Below are 15,049 nucleotides of genomic sequence, written 5' to 3'. Positions count from 1 at the left end.
TTATTTAAAGCTGATCATTATAAATGAAAAAGCTCACCATAGTTTTTAAAAAGCTTTGATTTTTATTCTTTTGATCGCTTTATTGATGTGCTTCGACAAGCTCAGCATGACACTGCTACAAATAAACTATTGAAATAAAACAGTTAGTATTAGAAATATCATGCTAAACCTGCGAAACATCTGATTTCATTTACATATGAATTCAAAATCAAATTCTTCAATTCAAATATAATTAAAATAAAATTTACAGTTCAGTTCCGGGTTCGATTTCATAAGGTTCCTTCCCTTTCTCAAAAATTCTCGTGAGTTCGGTTCCTTCAACGGTAATTTTATCGCTCATTCTTCTGATCCAGTTTCCTTCACGAAGTCCGACAACTTTTAGATCATTCTGCGTTAAAAATTCTTTGATTCTGGTTTCTCTGGTTTCACCATTATGTTTAAGTTCAGGATTCGGATCAAGATAATGCGGATTGATATTGAACGGAACCAACCCCATACAATCAAAACTTGGAGGATATACAATCGGCATATCGTTCGTTGTTTTCATATTCTGTCCGCCGATATTGCTTCCTGCGCTGCATCCCAGATAAGGTTTTCCGCTTTCAACATTTTCTTTCAAAACATTCATCAAGTCTTCTTCATGTAAGGTTTTTACCAGTAAAAAAGTATTTCCGCCTCCTGTAAAAAATGCTTTCGAGCTGTTTATGGCTTGTGTTTTATCCTCAAATTCATGAAGACCTTTCACTTTAATATTTATGGTTTCAAAAAAAGAACGTGCTTTTGCTGTATAATCGTCATGAGAAATTCCGCCCGGTCTTGCGAAAGGCACGAAAATGATTTCGTCGATTCCATCATATAATTTGATTAATTCTTCTCTCAGATATTCCAGATATGCTCCACCAAAGAGTGTGGAAGTTGATGCCAAAATGATATTCATAACGGATAATTTGTCTTATAATCGTTGTGTTACAAAGATAACCGAATCTGCAGCGAATCAAAAATAATGATAAAAAAACATAGAATCCCGTTAATATTTTGCAAAAAAGTTTAAAGGTTCTAAAATTTAATCGTTTATGGAATTATAATTGAACTTTAATTATCAACTTGAAAAATGTAAGATTATGAAAATGATTAAAAGTAATATCCAAAACCTGTTTTTAGGTTTGATGTTTATAGGAACCGCAAGTTTTGTAAATGCGCAGACGACACAGACAGACAGTACAACTGCTGCAAAAACAACCACAACAACCGCTCAGTCGATAGGAAATCCAACGATTGACGGTCTAAAAAAACAGATCGAAGCCAACCCGAAAGATACCGAAGCTTTGGCAAAATTAGCCGGAGCGTATCAGGATGCTTCAGACTGGACAAACGCAATTGATACATGGAAAAAGATTTCGGCTTTAGTACCGGATTGGGCGCCATCTTATTATAGTCAGGCTTATGCCTATCAGTCTGCGAAAGACGATGCCAATGCAAAACTAGCTTATGAAAAGTATATTGCAACGGTAAAACCTGAAGAGGTGGAACAGAATAAGAAAAATCTGGCATACGCTTATTTTTACGTAGCGTTCTCTGAACAGCAGAGCAATCCTGATAAAGCAAAGGAGCATATTGCCAAATCTTTACAGTACGATCCTACCAATCAGGATGCTGTAAAGTTAAGCAAAGCTTTAAATTCATAGTTGTGAAAGATCCGAAGACAATTTCTTCGGATCTTTTTTCTTTTTAATAAATTTTCCTGCCGAAAAAGTCTGTTTCTCCTTTCAGATGCTGAATGATTTTCTGAATTTTTCTCTGGATGCTTTTTTCAGTTTTCAGATGATTGATATATTTTATCAGCTCTGATTTTCTTGAAGAGGTTAAATTTTCAAAGTTTCTTAAAGCAACAGGATTTTCGCTGATGGCTTTCTCCAAGTCAGGATGCATAGAAATTTTTCTCTCGGAATTATCATATTCAATAAAAACATCTACCGTTTCGCCAATTCTTTTCGGTGAATCTTTCAGCATCATCATATTGATATAAAGACGCCACTCTCCTTTGTATTTCATTAAATTCTGCTTAAATTCTTTGCCGTTCACTGTTCCTTTTACGGGAATCGGACTTTTATTTTTGCCTGAATTTTCCAATACGGCGGCAAGAATTTCTTCAGGAAGAAAAACAAACGGATTAATTCCGATAATTTCGAGTTTCGCGGTGAAATGATTTTTCATTACTACTTTATTGCTAACTAAATTAGTGATTATTTTAAAACTGTAAATCTTTAACCACCCCATCAAAAATTTTTTGATTTTTTGCCACCCCTCCGAAAGAGGGGAATTGTATTTCTCTATTATTTAACTTTTGATTAAACAGAAACTCTTCCTGAATGCAGAATCTCATCTTTAATTAATTTTCCACTCAAAAAGGAATGATTATCTTTGTAAAAAATAAATCTGTAAAACAAATGAAATTTTTTATTGACACTGCTAATTTAGAGCAAATAAAGGAAGCTAAAGATCTTGGAATTCTTGATGGGGTAACAACCAACCCGTCTTTAATGGCAAAAGAAGGAATTCAGGGAGCTGAAGCAATTAAAAATCATTACAAAACCATCTGCGAAATTGTAGACGGAGATATTTCTGCGGAAGTACTTTCTACAACGTATGAAGAAATGATTAAAGAAGGGGACGAATTGGCAGCAATCCACCCGAATATCGTGGTGAAAATTCCGATGATCAAAGACGGAATCAAAGCGTTAAAATATTTTTCAGATAAAGGAATTAAAACGAACTGTACGTTGATTTTCTCTCCGGGACAGGCCCTTTTGGCTGCAAAAGCGGGTGCAACTTATGTTTCTCCTTTCCTGGGAAGACTGGATGATATTTCAACTGACGGATTAAATCTGATTCAGGAAATCAGATTGATTTTTGATAATTATATGTATGAAACTGAAATTTTAGCAGCTTCTATCCGTCATTCGATGCACATTATCGACTGTGCTAAAATCGGAGCAGATGTAATTACTTCACCGCTTCCTCCGATCTTGAGTTTACTGAAACATCCTTTAACAGACAGCGGATTGGCGCAGTTTGTTGCAGATTCTCAAAAATTATCTTAATATATCTTTATATTTCATAATAATTACGGCGCGGAAACTTCGTTTCCGCGCCGTAATTATTATTTCAGTAAATCCAGTTCCAGAAGATTATTGTCTTTTGCATTGTCTTCTTTCACTTTTCTCTCACGCTCTCGAATCATGTCTTCCACATCCAGCTTATTACCTTTTTCGTCGGTCATCATGATTTTAGTTCCGCTTGAAAGCATCTGCCGTATTCCTTTTGTAGGATTGATCCGGTAATCCAGAAACTGTTTTTTATATTTTTCCTGATTTAAAGGAACCAATGCTCCGAATCTGTGATTTTCTTCCTGACTTTTCCATTCCCGATCTTTTAAATCTATAATTTCCTTTAAAACATAAGAATGAGAGTTCGTTTGATCTTCCAGCTTTACAATTAATCCCGGTAATCCATGAAATTTATACGGCCCGTCCTGAATCGGAATATCGGCAACAAACCAAGCCGTCCATTTTCTTCCGGCGAAATCCGTGGTTGCTTTTTGTGCATTAAATTCACCCACTTTTTCTTTTTCCGGTAAAATTTTCCATTCCATTTTCCTGTCATCGGAAACTTTGTACTCATCCATATCCAGACGATTGAAAAACAAAATATTATAGTCGGGATAAGATTTTTGAACAACATAAGGAACCATTCCGAAATTAATTTTAGAAAAATCTCCGTTCTGATGTTTCGACTGAGCCTCGATCAACGAATCTGAAATATATTTGTCTCTGCTGTAAAATTTCGAACCTTTTTTAGAAACATCAAGGTATATGGATTCTGTGATCGATACATCTTTTTTTGTAGAATCTGAAACAAATCTGTACTCATAAACAAAACGTTTATTTTGAGCATTAAAGAACATTCCCAATAGCAACGCAAACGCAATAATGATCTTCTTCATTAATATTTTTTATTTAGTTTAAATTTTTAATTCATTATATTCTTCACCACTTTACAAGGATTTCCCACTGCAACCACATTGTCCGGAATGTCTTTGGTTACGACACTTCCCGCTCCTATCACCGAGTTATTGCCGATAGAAATTCCGGGAAGAACCACTACATTTCCTCCGAACCAGACGTTATCTCCTACTGTAATGGGATGAGCAGATTCAAGACCTTCGTTTCTTTGTTTAAAATCTATGGGATGATTTGCGGTATAAAAACTACAGTTGGGACCAACAAAAACATGATCTCCGAAAGTTACTTTCGCACAATCCAGAATTACCAGATTATGATTCGAATAGAAATTCTCTCCCACTTCAATATTGTATCCGTAATCGCACCAGAAACTGGGTTCTATGCAGATATTCTGTTTTGTTTTGCCTAAAATCTTTCTAAGCAGTGCCGCTCTTCCTTCAGCATCAGAATTTTTCAGGAGGTTGTATTCCTGACAAAGATCTTTCACTTTAATTCTTTCTTCAATAAGTTCCTGATCGTAATTGGCATTATACAAAAGTCCTTTTGCACATTTTTCCTTTTCCGTCATATTTTATGATTTGCAGTTCTAAAGATAATAAAAACAAAACAGGGCAAAAATTACTTTTGCCCTGTTTTAAGAAATATTTAACCTATTATTTTACCAGATCCGGCTCAATAGGATTGTTATATTTTGCCAGAGATTCTTTTGTTCTCTTTTCCATTTCCCTGAAAACCTGATTAGGATCTGAGATTTCTTTTCCGTCTGAAGTTTTTACTTTAAAAGTCATCTTAGAATTATCAGTATTCCTCATCATCATTTCCCTCATGTTTTTAGCAGGATCATTTACATAATCTTTCCACGCTTTTCTGAACTGATCTTCCGTTACTTCAAGCTCTTTTCCGCCCATTCCGAAAACCCTGATGTTTTGCGGAAGTTCCGGTTCTTTTTCTGAAGCAGCAGCTTGGGCAACTTTTTTATTTCCGACCAAAGTCATGATGTGGGAACCTGTAGTATCTTCAATTTTAACAATCAGTCCCGGTAAACCGTAAAATTTATAAGGTCCGTCCTGAAAAGGAATATCCGTAGAAAACCACGCAATCCATTCTCTTCCGCCAAAGCTTGTGGTTGCTTTCTGCGTATTGTATTCCCCGATTTTCTGCTTGTCGGATAAAATTTTCCATTCTGGTTTCTGATCTTCTCTGATTTTATACTGATCCGAAGAAACACTTCTGAAAAGATATGTTTTAAAATCGGGATAACTTTTGGTTACTTTGAATGAAACCTGTCCCGGATTTTCTCTTCTGTTAACACTGATATTTCCGGAAAACGATTTGATCTGCTTTTCCAGTTCTGCTCTGGAAGTGGAATCGGCAACAAATTTTGTTCTGCTGTAATAATTCGAACCGTTTTTATCAATATCAAGGTACATCATTTCGCTTTTCACGTCTTCCTTATTATTGGAATCGGGAATGAATTTGTAATCATAGAAAAAACGGTTTATCTGTGCATCGGCAAGAATTCCCGCCAATAAAAAGAGGAGTAATTTATATTTCATAAGCTGCATTTTAAAAAAGACTCTGCTGTTATTTAGCTTTGAAATAATCAGCAGAGTTTAAAAAACTTGATTATTTAGTCTGAATTCGGATTTCGCCCTGCATTTTTCCGTCGATGTTTCTTTTGTTTACATCCATTCTTTTAATGGTTTTAGAATCCAGAGCCTGCATTTCTTCATTGGTAGATTCTTTTCCGTTAATATAGATCTTCATATCTCCTGCTCCGTTTAGATTTTTGATGCCCGAAGCAACAACAGATTGATTTTTATTATCGATTTTAATATTGTCTGCATGGATTCTGAACACTTTTTCATCAGGGAAACCTCTGAAAGTATTGCCATAAATGTACACTTTTCTGTTTCCGTCCAAAGCTCTTCGTTCTGCTTCCAGTTTAGCTCTTTCGCCTTCTAATTTGGCTCTTTTTTCTTCCAGCTTTGCTCTTTCTTTCTCAAGTTTTGCTCTTTTTTTAGCCATTGCCGCAGATTCTTTTACTTTTGGTTCGGAAAAACTGAAGCTGTTTTCAGATTCCGGCGACCATTTCATGTCTCTGGAATCACGGAAAGAGTATACTTTTACTTTTGGAGCGTTTGGCGCTTTCGGTGCATTGGGCGGACTTGGAGGTGCATCGGGAAAATCAAAATTCATTTCTGGAATATCAGGAATTTCAATATTAAGTTCTTCCAGCTCTTTCATTTGATCTTTCCATTCTTTGGATTTAAAATAATCGTTGATATTAACATCCTTTCCGTCCATTCGGATCACCATTGCCGATTTCAGAAAATCTTTTGAGCTTGCAATTTTTCCGATTTCTCCGGATAGTTTTCCGATTTCTTCGAGGTTTTTGTTGTACTCGTCACTTTCAGGCTTAAAATTCTTCAGATTCTGGCTTTTTTCCTGAATCTTTTTGCTTAAATCTGCTATTTTTTTGTCGTCTTCAGATTTTTTATACACTTTTGGACTTACGACAATTCGATCTTTTGAATCTGGAGTAATCGTATCTTTTTTAATAACAATTTGATCTCCTTTTTTAATCTGAGAAACGGCTTTCTCAATTTCTATATTCGTTGCTTTAATTTCTTGGTTTTTAGCATTTACCAAATAAGCAAACGCAACAGAAAATACTACCGGCAATGCAAAAATTCTACGCGCATACCCGAATTTGGTTTTAGGTTTTTGTAACATTTTTAATCGTTTTTTTAGATTTGAACTAAGAAACGGACTGGTTGCAGGCAACTGGTTTCCGGAAAAGTGGCTTGCTAAAAGCATCTGCGCAAATGCTTTGGTGTCCGATTGTTTTACGGCTTTTTTATCAGCCAGATATTCGTGAATTAAACTAATTTCTTTTTTGATGAGATGAAAAAAGGGATTGAACCAGAAAACAGAGGTAATAATCTCAATAAAAATTTTATCGAAGGAGTGTTTCTGTTCAATATGCACCATTTCATGCTTCAAAATCTGTTTCCCGAGATCAGAATTCAGCGTGATGGAATTCTTCCAGAAAAGATTTTTAAAGTAAGAAAAAGGAGCTTCGGATAAGTTTGTATGGTAAAAATTAATCCCATCGAAACTTTCTTTCTGAAACTGACTTTTAAGCTTTTGGATTCTGAAAATCCCATAGACGAATCTTCCTAAAAAATAGAAAGAAACAAGTCCCAAAGCCGAAAAAATAATTCTAAAATAAATGTAATCATTGTTTGAGTTTTTAATTGTATTAAAATTCTGTACCTGATCTATCAACTTATACAAGTCATTGCTTACTTCAATGGTAAAGTCTTCAACCTTTATTAAAGGAAGCAATAAAGAAATGAGCATCGCAGACAAAAGATAAAATCTGTTGTAGTGATGAAACGTCTTGTCTTTTAAAGACAACTGATAATACAGAAACGTTACACCGGAACATAAAATAACTTTTCCGAAATAGAGAAGTACAGTTTCCATGGTTAGTTTTTCTTTTTAAGTTCGTTTAACAGCATCTCAAGATCTTCCACCGTCATTTCATTTTTTTCGACCAGAAAAGAAACGGCACTTTTGTAAGATCCTTTGAAATAATTTTTCACCAGACTTTTAATGGTTTTTCCGGAATACTGCTCCTTGGAAACCAACGGAAAATACTCATGCTGTCTTCCGTATACATTATAGTCTACAAATTCTTTTTCTTTCAGTACTTTTAAAATGGTAGAAACGGTATTGGTGTGAGGCTTCGGTTCAGGGAAAAGATCAAGAACGTCTTTCAGAAATCCTTTTTCCAGTTTCCATAAATACTGCATCACCTGTTCTTCTGCTTTTGTTAAAGTCTGAATTTTCATATCCTTTTCATTTTTATCATTAAACGTGACATAAAAATATTCACGAAAATTTTATATCACTAAGAAATTAGTTATACAAATGTAGAAATAAAATCCATCCAAACAACTATTTTTTTAGTGATAAAAGGTTAAAACACATAAGTATTTGATAATCAAATAAATAAATTTTATTAAAATTTGTTAAAGAAATTTTGGTATGATTATTTGCCTGGTTTTAAAAATCCTCAAACCATCATAAAGATCACTCCTGTCTTTTATTTTCTGTTACTGATGAACTGACCAGATATTTTATTCTCAGAATCAGAAGACCTTCAAAAATGATCCATAAAATAATAAGATGAATGACCGACGGAAGATTATCTGAAAGCGAACCTCCGGATTGTACAATAGAAATAAAGGTCTTTAAAAACGGCGACGTCGGCAAAGCATCAGACAAAAACTGAACAAATTTCGGCAGCGCCTGATACGGCATTGAATATCCCGTAATCAGAAATATCGGATAAGAAGAAAATACAAGAACCTGAAATGCAAACAGTTTCGTCTTAAAAAAACTTCCGATCAACATTCCGAAAACGATAATTGTAGAAATAAATAACGCAAAAATTACCGCAAGATCAATGGCGTTTCCGCGAATTTCAACCCCGAAAACAGAGAAATTCACTACAGCGAAAAACAATCCGAAAATCATAAAAGCAAAAAAGTAAAGGATGCTTTTCCCAAAAATTATTTTAGAAATGCTCTGTTTTGAAATTTCATAAAGATTCAGCAGTTTATTTTCTTCTCTTTCTGAAGTAAAAGCGGCCGCAACGCCAATCAGAAGTGTCTGCTGAAGAATAATCGCCAATAAACCGGGCAACAGGAATCCTCCATACGTCATACTTGCGTTGTAAAGCGGACGGTAATCCATATTGATGGGATTGGTCATTTTCATGGATTCGTCTTCTCCCATTCCCTGTTTGTTAAAGTACGTTTTCCTCACTCCTGCTCCAACCGTTAAACATACTTTGGTCGCAGTGCTGAGTAAATCGCTGGAAGGTAAAAAACGAGAGGCATTGAGAACCATATTCACATTTGCCTGTTTCTGCGATAAAATATTTCTCTCAAATCCAGACTGAATATAAAAATACCCCTGAACTTCACCCCGATACATTTTTTCCTGTCCTTCCGCAATATTTGAAGCCGGAACGATTTCAATCATGGAAGTGGAATTAAACTGCTGCGTCAATGTTCTGGAAATGGAGGTTCCGTCATCATCAATTAACGCCAGTTTTACCTTTTCTTCACCTTTGTTTAAATAAATACTTCCGTACATGAACGCGTACAGAATCGGAGCGAGAAGCAGAATCAGAAACAGACTCGAATCTTTCGAAACATTCCGAAGCTCTCTTTTAAATATCTGAATAATCTCCTTCATACGCTCTTTTCTTTAAGATAGTTATTAATTTTTCTCTGAAAAAACACAATACTTAAAGGAAAGGTCACTCCGGAAAAAATCAGCAGTTTAAAAATCTCAGGCATGGCATATGATAATGGAAGCTCCATGAAATAAAGCTTAATAAAACCATCCAGAAAGTGCGTATAAGGCATAATGTCTGCATAAAACTGATCGTACCACGGCATTGCCCATCGCGGAAATGTAAAACCACTGAAAACAAAAGCTGGAGAAGTAAAAAACAAAGCCACATCGGTTACGAAAAGCAGATTATTGGATATTGCAGAAAGCATCATTCCGATGCCGATGCAGGCTAAAGACATTAAAGTATAGATCAGGAAAAAATTGAAATCGGTCTGCGGTTTTCCCAGTTCAAAAACAGGAAATACAATGTAAGCGACCAATACAAAAAGAATCCATGAAATGCAAAGATGTGCAAGCGTTTTTCCGACTATAATCTGTGACGATGAAGAAGAAATTTTTAACAGTTCATCAACCGTATTCCGTTTAAATTCAAGATTTAAAATTAAAACAGAAGCTACGACCAAAGCCATTTGAAGACCAACCGTAATCAGTCCGGGCGTTAAATACATCTGATAATTAAAATCCGGATTGTAGAGCGTTGTGGTATTCAGTTTTATCGGCTGAACCAAAGCTGTTGCCTGTTCAGCAGGCATTCCCTGCTTTTCCGCTTTCTGGAGAACTACGGCAAGACCACCTTTTATAATGACTTCGGCGGCTCCTTTATAAATCATTTTTGCAGGAACCAGATACGCTCCGTTGGTATACAAAGTAATGTTTGACTGATGATTTTTTTTAACATCCGACTCCAGATTTTTAGGAAAATGTACGGCTCCGAAAATCTTTCCTTCTTTCATTAATTTTTCTATTTCTGCATTGCTTGAAACTTTTTGTGTAATATGAATAAGATCGCTGTGATCCATCATATCCGTAAGCTGTCTGGAAACAGAAGACTGGTCTTCATCCCAAATTGCCATCGGAAGTTCTTTTGCAAACTGCTTCTGGTAAATTAATCCGTAAAAAAGAAATATTATGGGCGGAATGACCAGTAAAACCACATAGAAATTCGGAATCGAAAAAATCCGTTTCCATTCCCGAATGATAATCTGGCTGATTGTTTTCAAGGTTCTTCTTGTGAATTAAATTATTGAAAAATAAGCTGTGCCGTCATTCCTGAACGAAGTCCTTTGATGGAACCTGCATTTTCCGGTCTTACTTTGATTTGAAATGTTCTGAGTTCAAATTCTCCGTTCTGCTTTTCCGGAACCCAGTCTGCGTAGCCTAAAGCCGGAGCCAGTTCTGCCACTCTTCCCTGAACTTTTTCAGGCGTACAGCCGGGAATTTTCATGGTTACCAGACTTCCTTTATTTATTTTCGTCATCTGATTCTGGTGGAGATTAAATTTGACAAAAAAAGACTGATCTTTCTGAATTGTCATCATCGGATAACCCGCATTTACCATTTCTCCTTTTTTGGCAATTACCGTAGAAATTATTCCGGAAGCAGGTGCTTTTATAGAAGCATTGTCTTTTATTTCCTGCGTAAGTTCATCTGCGCTTTTTGCCTGATTTAAAACTGACTGTGCCGAATTTTTAAGCTCTTCATTGTTTCCTCTTTTCAAAAGCTGAACATTAAGATTGGCGGTTTCCAGTTCTTTCTGGGCTGCTTTGTATTTGAAATAAATGACGTCGCGTTCCTGTCCGGAAACCACTCCTTCTGCATATAAATTCTGAAAACGGCTGTACGTTTTAGACATCAGATCCATCTGCTGTTGTGCAATCTGCTGTAAATTCTCGGCTGATTTCAACACTTCCGGTTCTACTCCGCGATTCACTTTATCCAGTTGATTCTGTGCAATTTTTACCGCTTCTGAAACCTGAGACTGTATGCTTTCGATCTCGGAGGTTTTCATCTGTGCAATAATCTGTCCTTCCTTTACATCATCGCCTTCCTTTACCAAAAGCTCCAAAACTCTACCCGGAAGTGAAGCCGAAACGTCCACAAATTCAGCATCTACCATTCCTATAACCGCATCTTTGCTGCTGCTTTCGGAAGATTTGTTCTGAAGAAGATAAATCAGCGCGATGACTAATACAACAATTGGAATACATACTGCCCAGTAATTTTTTATAAAATTTTTCATCTTGTTTAGGGAATGTAATTGGTAATATTTTCGACGTTTCCTGTAATATAAAAATAGGTTGCCACCACCGTCTGATAAGCCACCAGAGATGTGTAATACAATTTCTCTGCCTCATACTGAAGCTGCAGAGCATCGTTTACATCTTTTACGGAAGAAAGGCTGTTTTCCATTCTTTTTCTCACCATTTCTGTGGTAGTATATGCCTGTCTTCTCGCAAGATCCAAAGTTTCTTTCTGCTCTTTAAAACTGATGAGTTTATTTTCAGAAATTCTGACGGCAAGATCCACCGATTTCTGTTTCTGATCTATTAAAAGATCTGCCTCTTTCACCAAAGATTCAGAAGCCTGATTTCTGGATCTTCTTTCAGGATCAAAAAGTGTCCACTGAACTTCTACGCCCACTAACCACGGCGGCGTGATTAAAGGAAGATCATTTCTGAAAAACTGGTAATTTCCAATGGCAAAAATATTGGGTTTAGACAGAGATTTTGTAATATCGTTCGTGGTTTGTGCTTCTTTTTTCTTACTCTGTAATAATTTCAGATCGGTATTTTTATCTGAGGAACCAAAACTGGTGACTTCAATATTTTCATTTAATTCTTCATTAATTTCTAAAGGTTCATCAAGAGGAATTCCCATCAGATCTTTTAAAGTCAGTAATGTATTTTCCTTTTCAAGCCGTAAATTCTTAAGAGTAGTTTCGCCCTGAATTTTGGCAATATCTGACCAGTTTTTAAGATAAGGCGGGATGATCTCTGCTTTCAGAAGATTTTGCGCATACTTTTCATTGCTTTCCAGAGCTTCTGCCATTTTCTCCTGCTTTTTGATCATGGAATTAAGGTACATGATCTGAATATAGTTGAGCGAAATATTGTAAGAATTAAGATTCTGAATAGATTCCAGATTGGCTTTCCCGCTTTCCACCTGCTGTTTCGAAAGTTCTCTGGAAGCATTCAGCTTTCCACCGAGATAAATCGGCTGTCTTACAAGGATCCCGGCAAGAAAATAACTCTGTTTGGCAATGGCAGGATTGTAATTGGGATACACCGCACTGATGATGTCTTTTGAAGTCTGATAAATAACATTCTGAACCTGCTGCGGAAGCGGATTTCCTGTGATCTGCTGATAAGCCGCATTGGCAGAATAGGCACTCTGACTGGCTGAACCTTCCACAATTCCGTCTTTTACCTGCTGAAGATTTACTCTGATGGGTTCTCCAATGTAGTTGTATCCGCCAAGAAAATCGACTTTGGGAAGAATATTGTTTTTGCTGGACTGTGCTATTTTCTGCCTTGTTTCCAAAGACTGTTCCGCCAGTTTTACAGCAACATTATTCTGCTTTCCTTTTTCTATACATTGCTGTAAGGTAAGCTGCTGACAAAATAACTTCGTGGTAAGTAATAGAGTAAAAGCAACAATCTTATGATTCATAGCCTTAAAATGTGATTTTAGTATCATGTGTTGTGTACCTTAAAGATATTAAAAATATATAAGAATTTTGGGGAATGATTATAAAAAATGACTTTCATAAAAAGTTTTAAAACATCATTTTAACAATAATGAACCACTTACGTTATAAAATTGTTAATTTTTATTAAATAAATTTAAAATGTATTTGTCTAAACCGGGAAATTATATTTATTTTAGTGCTTTAAAAATTTCTCATGAAAAGATATAATTTATTAATTGTACTATTATTACTTATTTTTAACATTACTACCGCTCAAAAGAAAGGTTCTCCTGCAGCAGATTTCAGTGCGGTAGGTGAAGCTAAAACTAAAATCGAAAATACCGTTCCATTAGTGATCAAGCATTTAAAAGAGATCAGTGAAAAAGAAAGCAATCCGAATATTCTTTCTAACGGCAAAACCGCTCTGGCAAAAGAATACGGAAAAGTAGAGCTTGAATGGAGACTGTACAGAGGAAATATGAATAACTGCATCCTGAACAATTCTTCCAAAAAAGCGAAGAAGTGTATGGAATATCACAATAATATGTTCAGAGGTACTTTGATCAACTATAACAACTACATCACTAATCTTACAAGAAAGAACGGATATCTTGGAGTGGACGGCGATACAAAATTTGAGTTTAACCCTTCTGAAATCACCACAAAACTAAGCGAGTCTTTCTTTAACGGAAATGATGCAGCCAACAGAATGAAAGGAAATCAGAAGAAAGATTTTATCGGGCAGACAATGGCAGATGATAATGCACTTACACCTTTCAATCAGTTAGCACAATAATTTATTTTTTAATTAAATGATACGGAATCCTGCTTTTTTAAGCGGGATTTTTTTGTTTAATGATGAATTTACAATCCAAAGTTTTAGGTTCGGAGGTAAATTTTAATTTAAATAAATAAGTCACATGAGTTTTTATTTGATCGGCATGAAGCATAGAAGAACATATTAATTTTTAAAGCTCTGACTTTTATTATTTTGAAAATTTGAAATATTTCAATTTAACACATAAGTCACATGAGAACTTATTGATCGGCATACAGCATAGAAGAACACATTAGTTTTTGAAAATCTTTGATTTTCTATTATGTGATCCTTATTTTTAAATAACTCACAAAACTTATGTGACTTATCTGATTTAAATAAGCGCAGCCAAATCTTCCTCTTATAAACTTTAAAATATGGCATAATAAGTGAATTGTACATCACAACCAAATCCAAACAAAAATGAGCACATTAAAAAAAGGAGACATGGTGAGATGGAATTCCAGCAACGGAGAAACTCACGGAAAGATTACAAAAATTCATAAAAAAGACTTTGTATTTATGGATAAGCAGAGAAGAGCGACAGAGGATGAACCACAATACGAAGTCATGAGCGAAAAAACAGGAAAATCAGCCGTTCACAAAGCTTCTTCCCTGAAAAAAATGTAAAAAATAAGCGGTTTCAAAAGTATAATTCAGCATTGCCTTAACTTTGAAACCGCTTTAAAATTTTTATAGTAGATTATTTTATTTTATCGTAAATAAATTTAGTCACAATGGCTCCGAAAAGATAATAAGCCACCGTCATTACTTTCTTTTGGGTAATTTCAGCAACAGGATTTTCATCCAGACCTATCTTTTGAGGAAGTGTAATGGCTCCGATTCCCATCGCCAATCCGGAAGCGATATTAAAAACTGTAGTGGCAGTAGTTGCATAATACATTCCGTTGCCAATAATATCTCCGGCTAAGGTTGCAGCATACAGCTTATCATGATCTGTAATTTCGGCATCAGCTTTCGCCAGAGTTTTATTTAACGCTTCTTCTCCCACTTTATTGATTTCGGGGACATTATCAAAATTTTTCCTGATGGTTTCGTGCAGAATGTTCAATGCGATTGCTCCGCCCAAACCTGCGAGAATTTTTTTATACATAATATAATGATTTAAGTGTATCACAATACCTGCACAAATTAAGCCACAAAAGCATTTGCCGGCTCGCATAAATGAAAAAGAGTATCGCAAAAATCTGCAATACTCTTTTAAAATAGTAGCGGGAACCGGACTCGAACCGATGACCTTCGGGTTATGAGCCCGACGAGCTACCTACTGCTCCATCCCGCGGT

General features: G+C 35.6%; 16 protein-coding genes and 1 tRNA gene. 4 read left to right on the top strand and 13 right to left on the bottom strand.

The features are described 5' to 3' along the window. Positions 1-244: 244 nt before the first annotated feature. Positions 245-937, bottom strand: coding sequence for a dipeptidase PepE (gene pepE / locus H6W52_RS11835; RefSeq protein WP_116098548.1), 693 nt, complete (start codon positions 935-937; stop codon positions 245-247). A gap of 184 nt (positions 938-1,121) precedes the next feature. Between pepE and H6W52_RS11830 the strand changes: the two genes are divergently transcribed. Further along, a complete protein-coding gene (locus H6W52_RS11830) occupies positions 1,122-1,685 on the top strand; it encodes a hypothetical protein (RefSeq protein WP_116098549.1) in 564 nt (187 codons plus the stop codon). 43 nt (positions 1,686-1,728) lie between these two features. Here the strand turns inward: H6W52_RS11830 and H6W52_RS11825 are convergent, their stop codons facing one another. Continuing rightward, positions 1,729-2,214, bottom strand: coding sequence for a YdeI/OmpD-associated family protein (locus H6W52_RS11825; RefSeq protein WP_116098550.1), 486 nt, complete (start codon positions 2,212-2,214; stop codon positions 1,729-1,731). Positions 2,215-2,447: 233 nt separating this feature from the next. Here H6W52_RS11825 and fsa point away from each other — a divergent pair, with 233 nt between their 5' ends. After that, a complete protein-coding gene (gene fsa, locus H6W52_RS11820) occupies positions 2,448-3,101 on the top strand; it encodes a fructose-6-phosphate aldolase (RefSeq protein WP_116098581.1) in 654 nt (217 codons plus the stop codon). 59 nt (positions 3,102-3,160) lie between these two features. Here the strand turns inward: fsa and H6W52_RS11815 are convergent, their stop codons facing one another. From H6W52_RS11815 to H6W52_RS11775, 9 genes are all read right to left on the bottom strand, one after another. After that, on the bottom strand, positions 3,161-4,003 hold the full coding sequence (locus H6W52_RS11815; RefSeq protein WP_116098551.1) for a GLPGLI family protein: 843 nt from the start codon (positions 4,001-4,003) through the stop codon (positions 3,161-3,163). Positions 4,004-4,029: 26 nt separating this feature from the next. Continuing rightward, positions 4,030-4,590: a sugar O-acetyltransferase gene (locus tag H6W52_RS11810; protein ID WP_116098552.1), complete on the bottom strand. Its 561-nt coding sequence runs from the start codon at positions 4,588-4,590 to the stop codon at positions 4,030-4,032. 85 nt (positions 4,591-4,675) lie between these two features. Beyond that, entirely contained in the window at positions 4,676-5,578 is a 903-nt protein-coding gene (locus H6W52_RS11805; protein WP_116098582.1) for a GLPGLI family protein, read from the bottom strand. A gap of 70 nt (positions 5,579-5,648) precedes the next feature. Beyond that, positions 5,649-7,514 (bottom strand): M56 family metallopeptidase, encoded by a 1,866-nt coding sequence (locus tag H6W52_RS11800; RefSeq protein ID WP_116098553.1) that lies wholly within the window; start codon positions 7,512-7,514, stop codon positions 5,649-5,651. 2 nt (positions 7,515-7,516) lie between these two features. Next, on the bottom strand, positions 7,517-7,882 hold the full coding sequence (locus tag H6W52_RS11795) for a BlaI/MecI/CopY family transcriptional regulator (RefSeq protein ID WP_076389915.1): 366 nt from the start codon (positions 7,880-7,882) through the stop codon (positions 7,517-7,519). Positions 7,883-8,123: 241 nt separating this feature from the next. Continuing rightward, positions 8,124-9,296 carry an ABC transporter permease gene (locus tag H6W52_RS11790; RefSeq protein ID WP_116098554.1) on the bottom strand — a complete coding sequence of 391 codons (1,173 nt, stop codon included), beginning with the start codon at positions 9,294-9,296 and terminating at the stop codon, positions 8,124-8,126. Further along, positions 9,293-10,459: an ABC transporter permease gene (locus H6W52_RS11785; RefSeq protein WP_116098555.1), complete on the bottom strand. Its 1,167-nt coding sequence runs from the start codon at positions 10,457-10,459 to the stop codon at positions 9,293-9,295. Before H6W52_RS11785 ends, H6W52_RS11790 begins: the two co-directional genes overlap by 4 nt. 20 nt (positions 10,460-10,479) lie before the next feature. Continuing rightward, the gene (locus H6W52_RS11780) at positions 10,480-11,478 is read right to left on the bottom strand and encodes an HlyD family secretion protein (RefSeq protein ID WP_116098556.1); all 999 of its coding nucleotides are present in this window, start codon (positions 11,476-11,478) and stop codon (positions 10,480-10,482) included. A 5-nt stretch (positions 11,479-11,483) separates the two neighbouring features. Beyond that, the gene (locus H6W52_RS11775) at positions 11,484-12,908 is read right to left on the bottom strand and encodes a TolC family protein (RefSeq protein ID WP_185144416.1); all 1,425 of its coding nucleotides are present in this window, start codon (positions 12,906-12,908) and stop codon (positions 11,484-11,486) included. Positions 12,909-13,141: 233 nt separating this feature from the next. Between H6W52_RS11775 and H6W52_RS11770 the strand changes: the two genes are divergently transcribed. Both H6W52_RS11770 and H6W52_RS11765 read left to right on the top strand, forming a co-directional pair. Then, the gene (locus tag H6W52_RS11770) at positions 13,142-13,723 is read left to right on the top strand and encodes a hypothetical protein (protein ID WP_076389907.1); all 582 of its coding nucleotides are present in this window, start codon (positions 13,142-13,144) and stop codon (positions 13,721-13,723) included. A gap of 444 nt (positions 13,724-14,167) precedes the next feature. Continuing rightward, positions 14,168-14,374, top strand: coding sequence for a DUF2945 domain-containing protein (locus H6W52_RS11765; RefSeq protein WP_108409756.1), 207 nt, complete (start codon positions 14,168-14,170; stop codon positions 14,372-14,374). A gap of 73 nt (positions 14,375-14,447) precedes the next feature. On the opposite strand, the gene H6W52_RS11760 is transcribed toward H6W52_RS11765, so the two are convergent. After that, a complete protein-coding gene (locus H6W52_RS11760; protein WP_116098558.1) occupies positions 14,448-14,858 on the bottom strand; it encodes a hypothetical protein in 411 nt (136 codons plus the stop codon). Positions 14,859-14,974: 116 nt separating this feature from the next. Continuing rightward, positions 14,975-15,047, bottom strand: a tRNA-Met gene (locus tag H6W52_RS11755). Between the last annotated feature and the right edge of the window lie 2 nt (positions 15,048-15,049).

This window comes from Chryseobacterium sp. C2(2020), assembly GCF_014218915.1.
GTDB classification, from domain to species: Bacteria; Bacteroidota; Bacteroidia; order Flavobacteriales; family Weeksellaceae; genus Chryseobacterium; species Chryseobacterium mucoviscidosis.
This window is presented reverse-complemented; position numbering and strand designations above follow the sequence as displayed.

Bases quoted from the DNA above. Each gene is read 5' to 3' on its own strand.
- pepE (WP_116098548.1), bottom strand. From the start codon at position 937: ATGAATATCATTTTGGCATCAACTTCCACACTCTTTGGTGGAGCATAT.
- H6W52_RS11830 (WP_116098549.1), top strand. From the start codon at position 1,122: ATGAAAATGATTAAAAGTAATATCCAAAACCTGTTTTTAGGTTTGATG.
- H6W52_RS11825 (WP_116098550.1), bottom strand. From the start codon at position 2,214: ATGAAAAATCATTTCACCGCGAAACTCGAAATTATCGGAATTAATCCG.
- fsa (WP_116098581.1), top strand. From the start codon at position 2,448: ATGAAATTTTTTATTGACACTGCTAATTTAGAGCAAATAAAGGAAGCT.
- H6W52_RS11815 (WP_116098551.1), bottom strand. From the start codon at position 4,003: ATGAAGAAGATCATTATTGCGTTTGCGTTGCTATTGGGAATGTTCTTT.
- H6W52_RS11810 (WP_116098552.1), bottom strand. From the start codon at position 4,590: ATGACGGAAAAGGAAAAATGTGCAAAAGGACTTTTGTATAATGCCAAT.
- H6W52_RS11805 (WP_116098582.1), bottom strand. From the start codon at position 5,578: ATGAAATATAAATTACTCCTCTTTTTATTGGCGGGAATTCTTGCCGAT.
- H6W52_RS11800 (WP_116098553.1), bottom strand. From the start codon at position 7,514: ATGGAAACTGTACTTCTCTATTTCGGAAAAGTTATTTTATGTTCCGGT.
- H6W52_RS11795 (WP_076389915.1), bottom strand. From the start codon at position 7,882: ATGAAAATTCAGACTTTAACAAAAGCAGAAGAACAGGTGATGCAGTAT.
- H6W52_RS11790 (WP_116098554.1), bottom strand. From the start codon at position 9,296: ATGAAGGAGATTATTCAGATATTTAAAAGAGAGCTTCGGAATGTTTCG.
- H6W52_RS11780 (WP_116098556.1), bottom strand. From the start codon at position 11,478: ATGAAAAATTTTATAAAAAATTACTGGGCAGTATGTATTCCAATTGTT.
- H6W52_RS11775 (WP_185144416.1), bottom strand. From the start codon at position 12,908: ATGAATCATAAGATTGTTGCTTTTACTCTATTACTTACCACGAAGTTA.
- H6W52_RS11770 (WP_076389907.1), top strand. From the start codon at position 13,142: ATGAAAAGATATAATTTATTAATTGTACTATTATTACTTATTTTTAAC.
- H6W52_RS11765 (WP_108409756.1), top strand. From the start codon at position 14,168: ATGAGCACATTAAAAAAAGGAGACATGGTGAGATGGAATTCCAGCAAC.
- H6W52_RS11760 (WP_116098558.1), bottom strand. From the start codon at position 14,858: ATGTATAAAAAAATTCTCGCAGGTTTGGGCGGAGCAATCGCATTGAAC.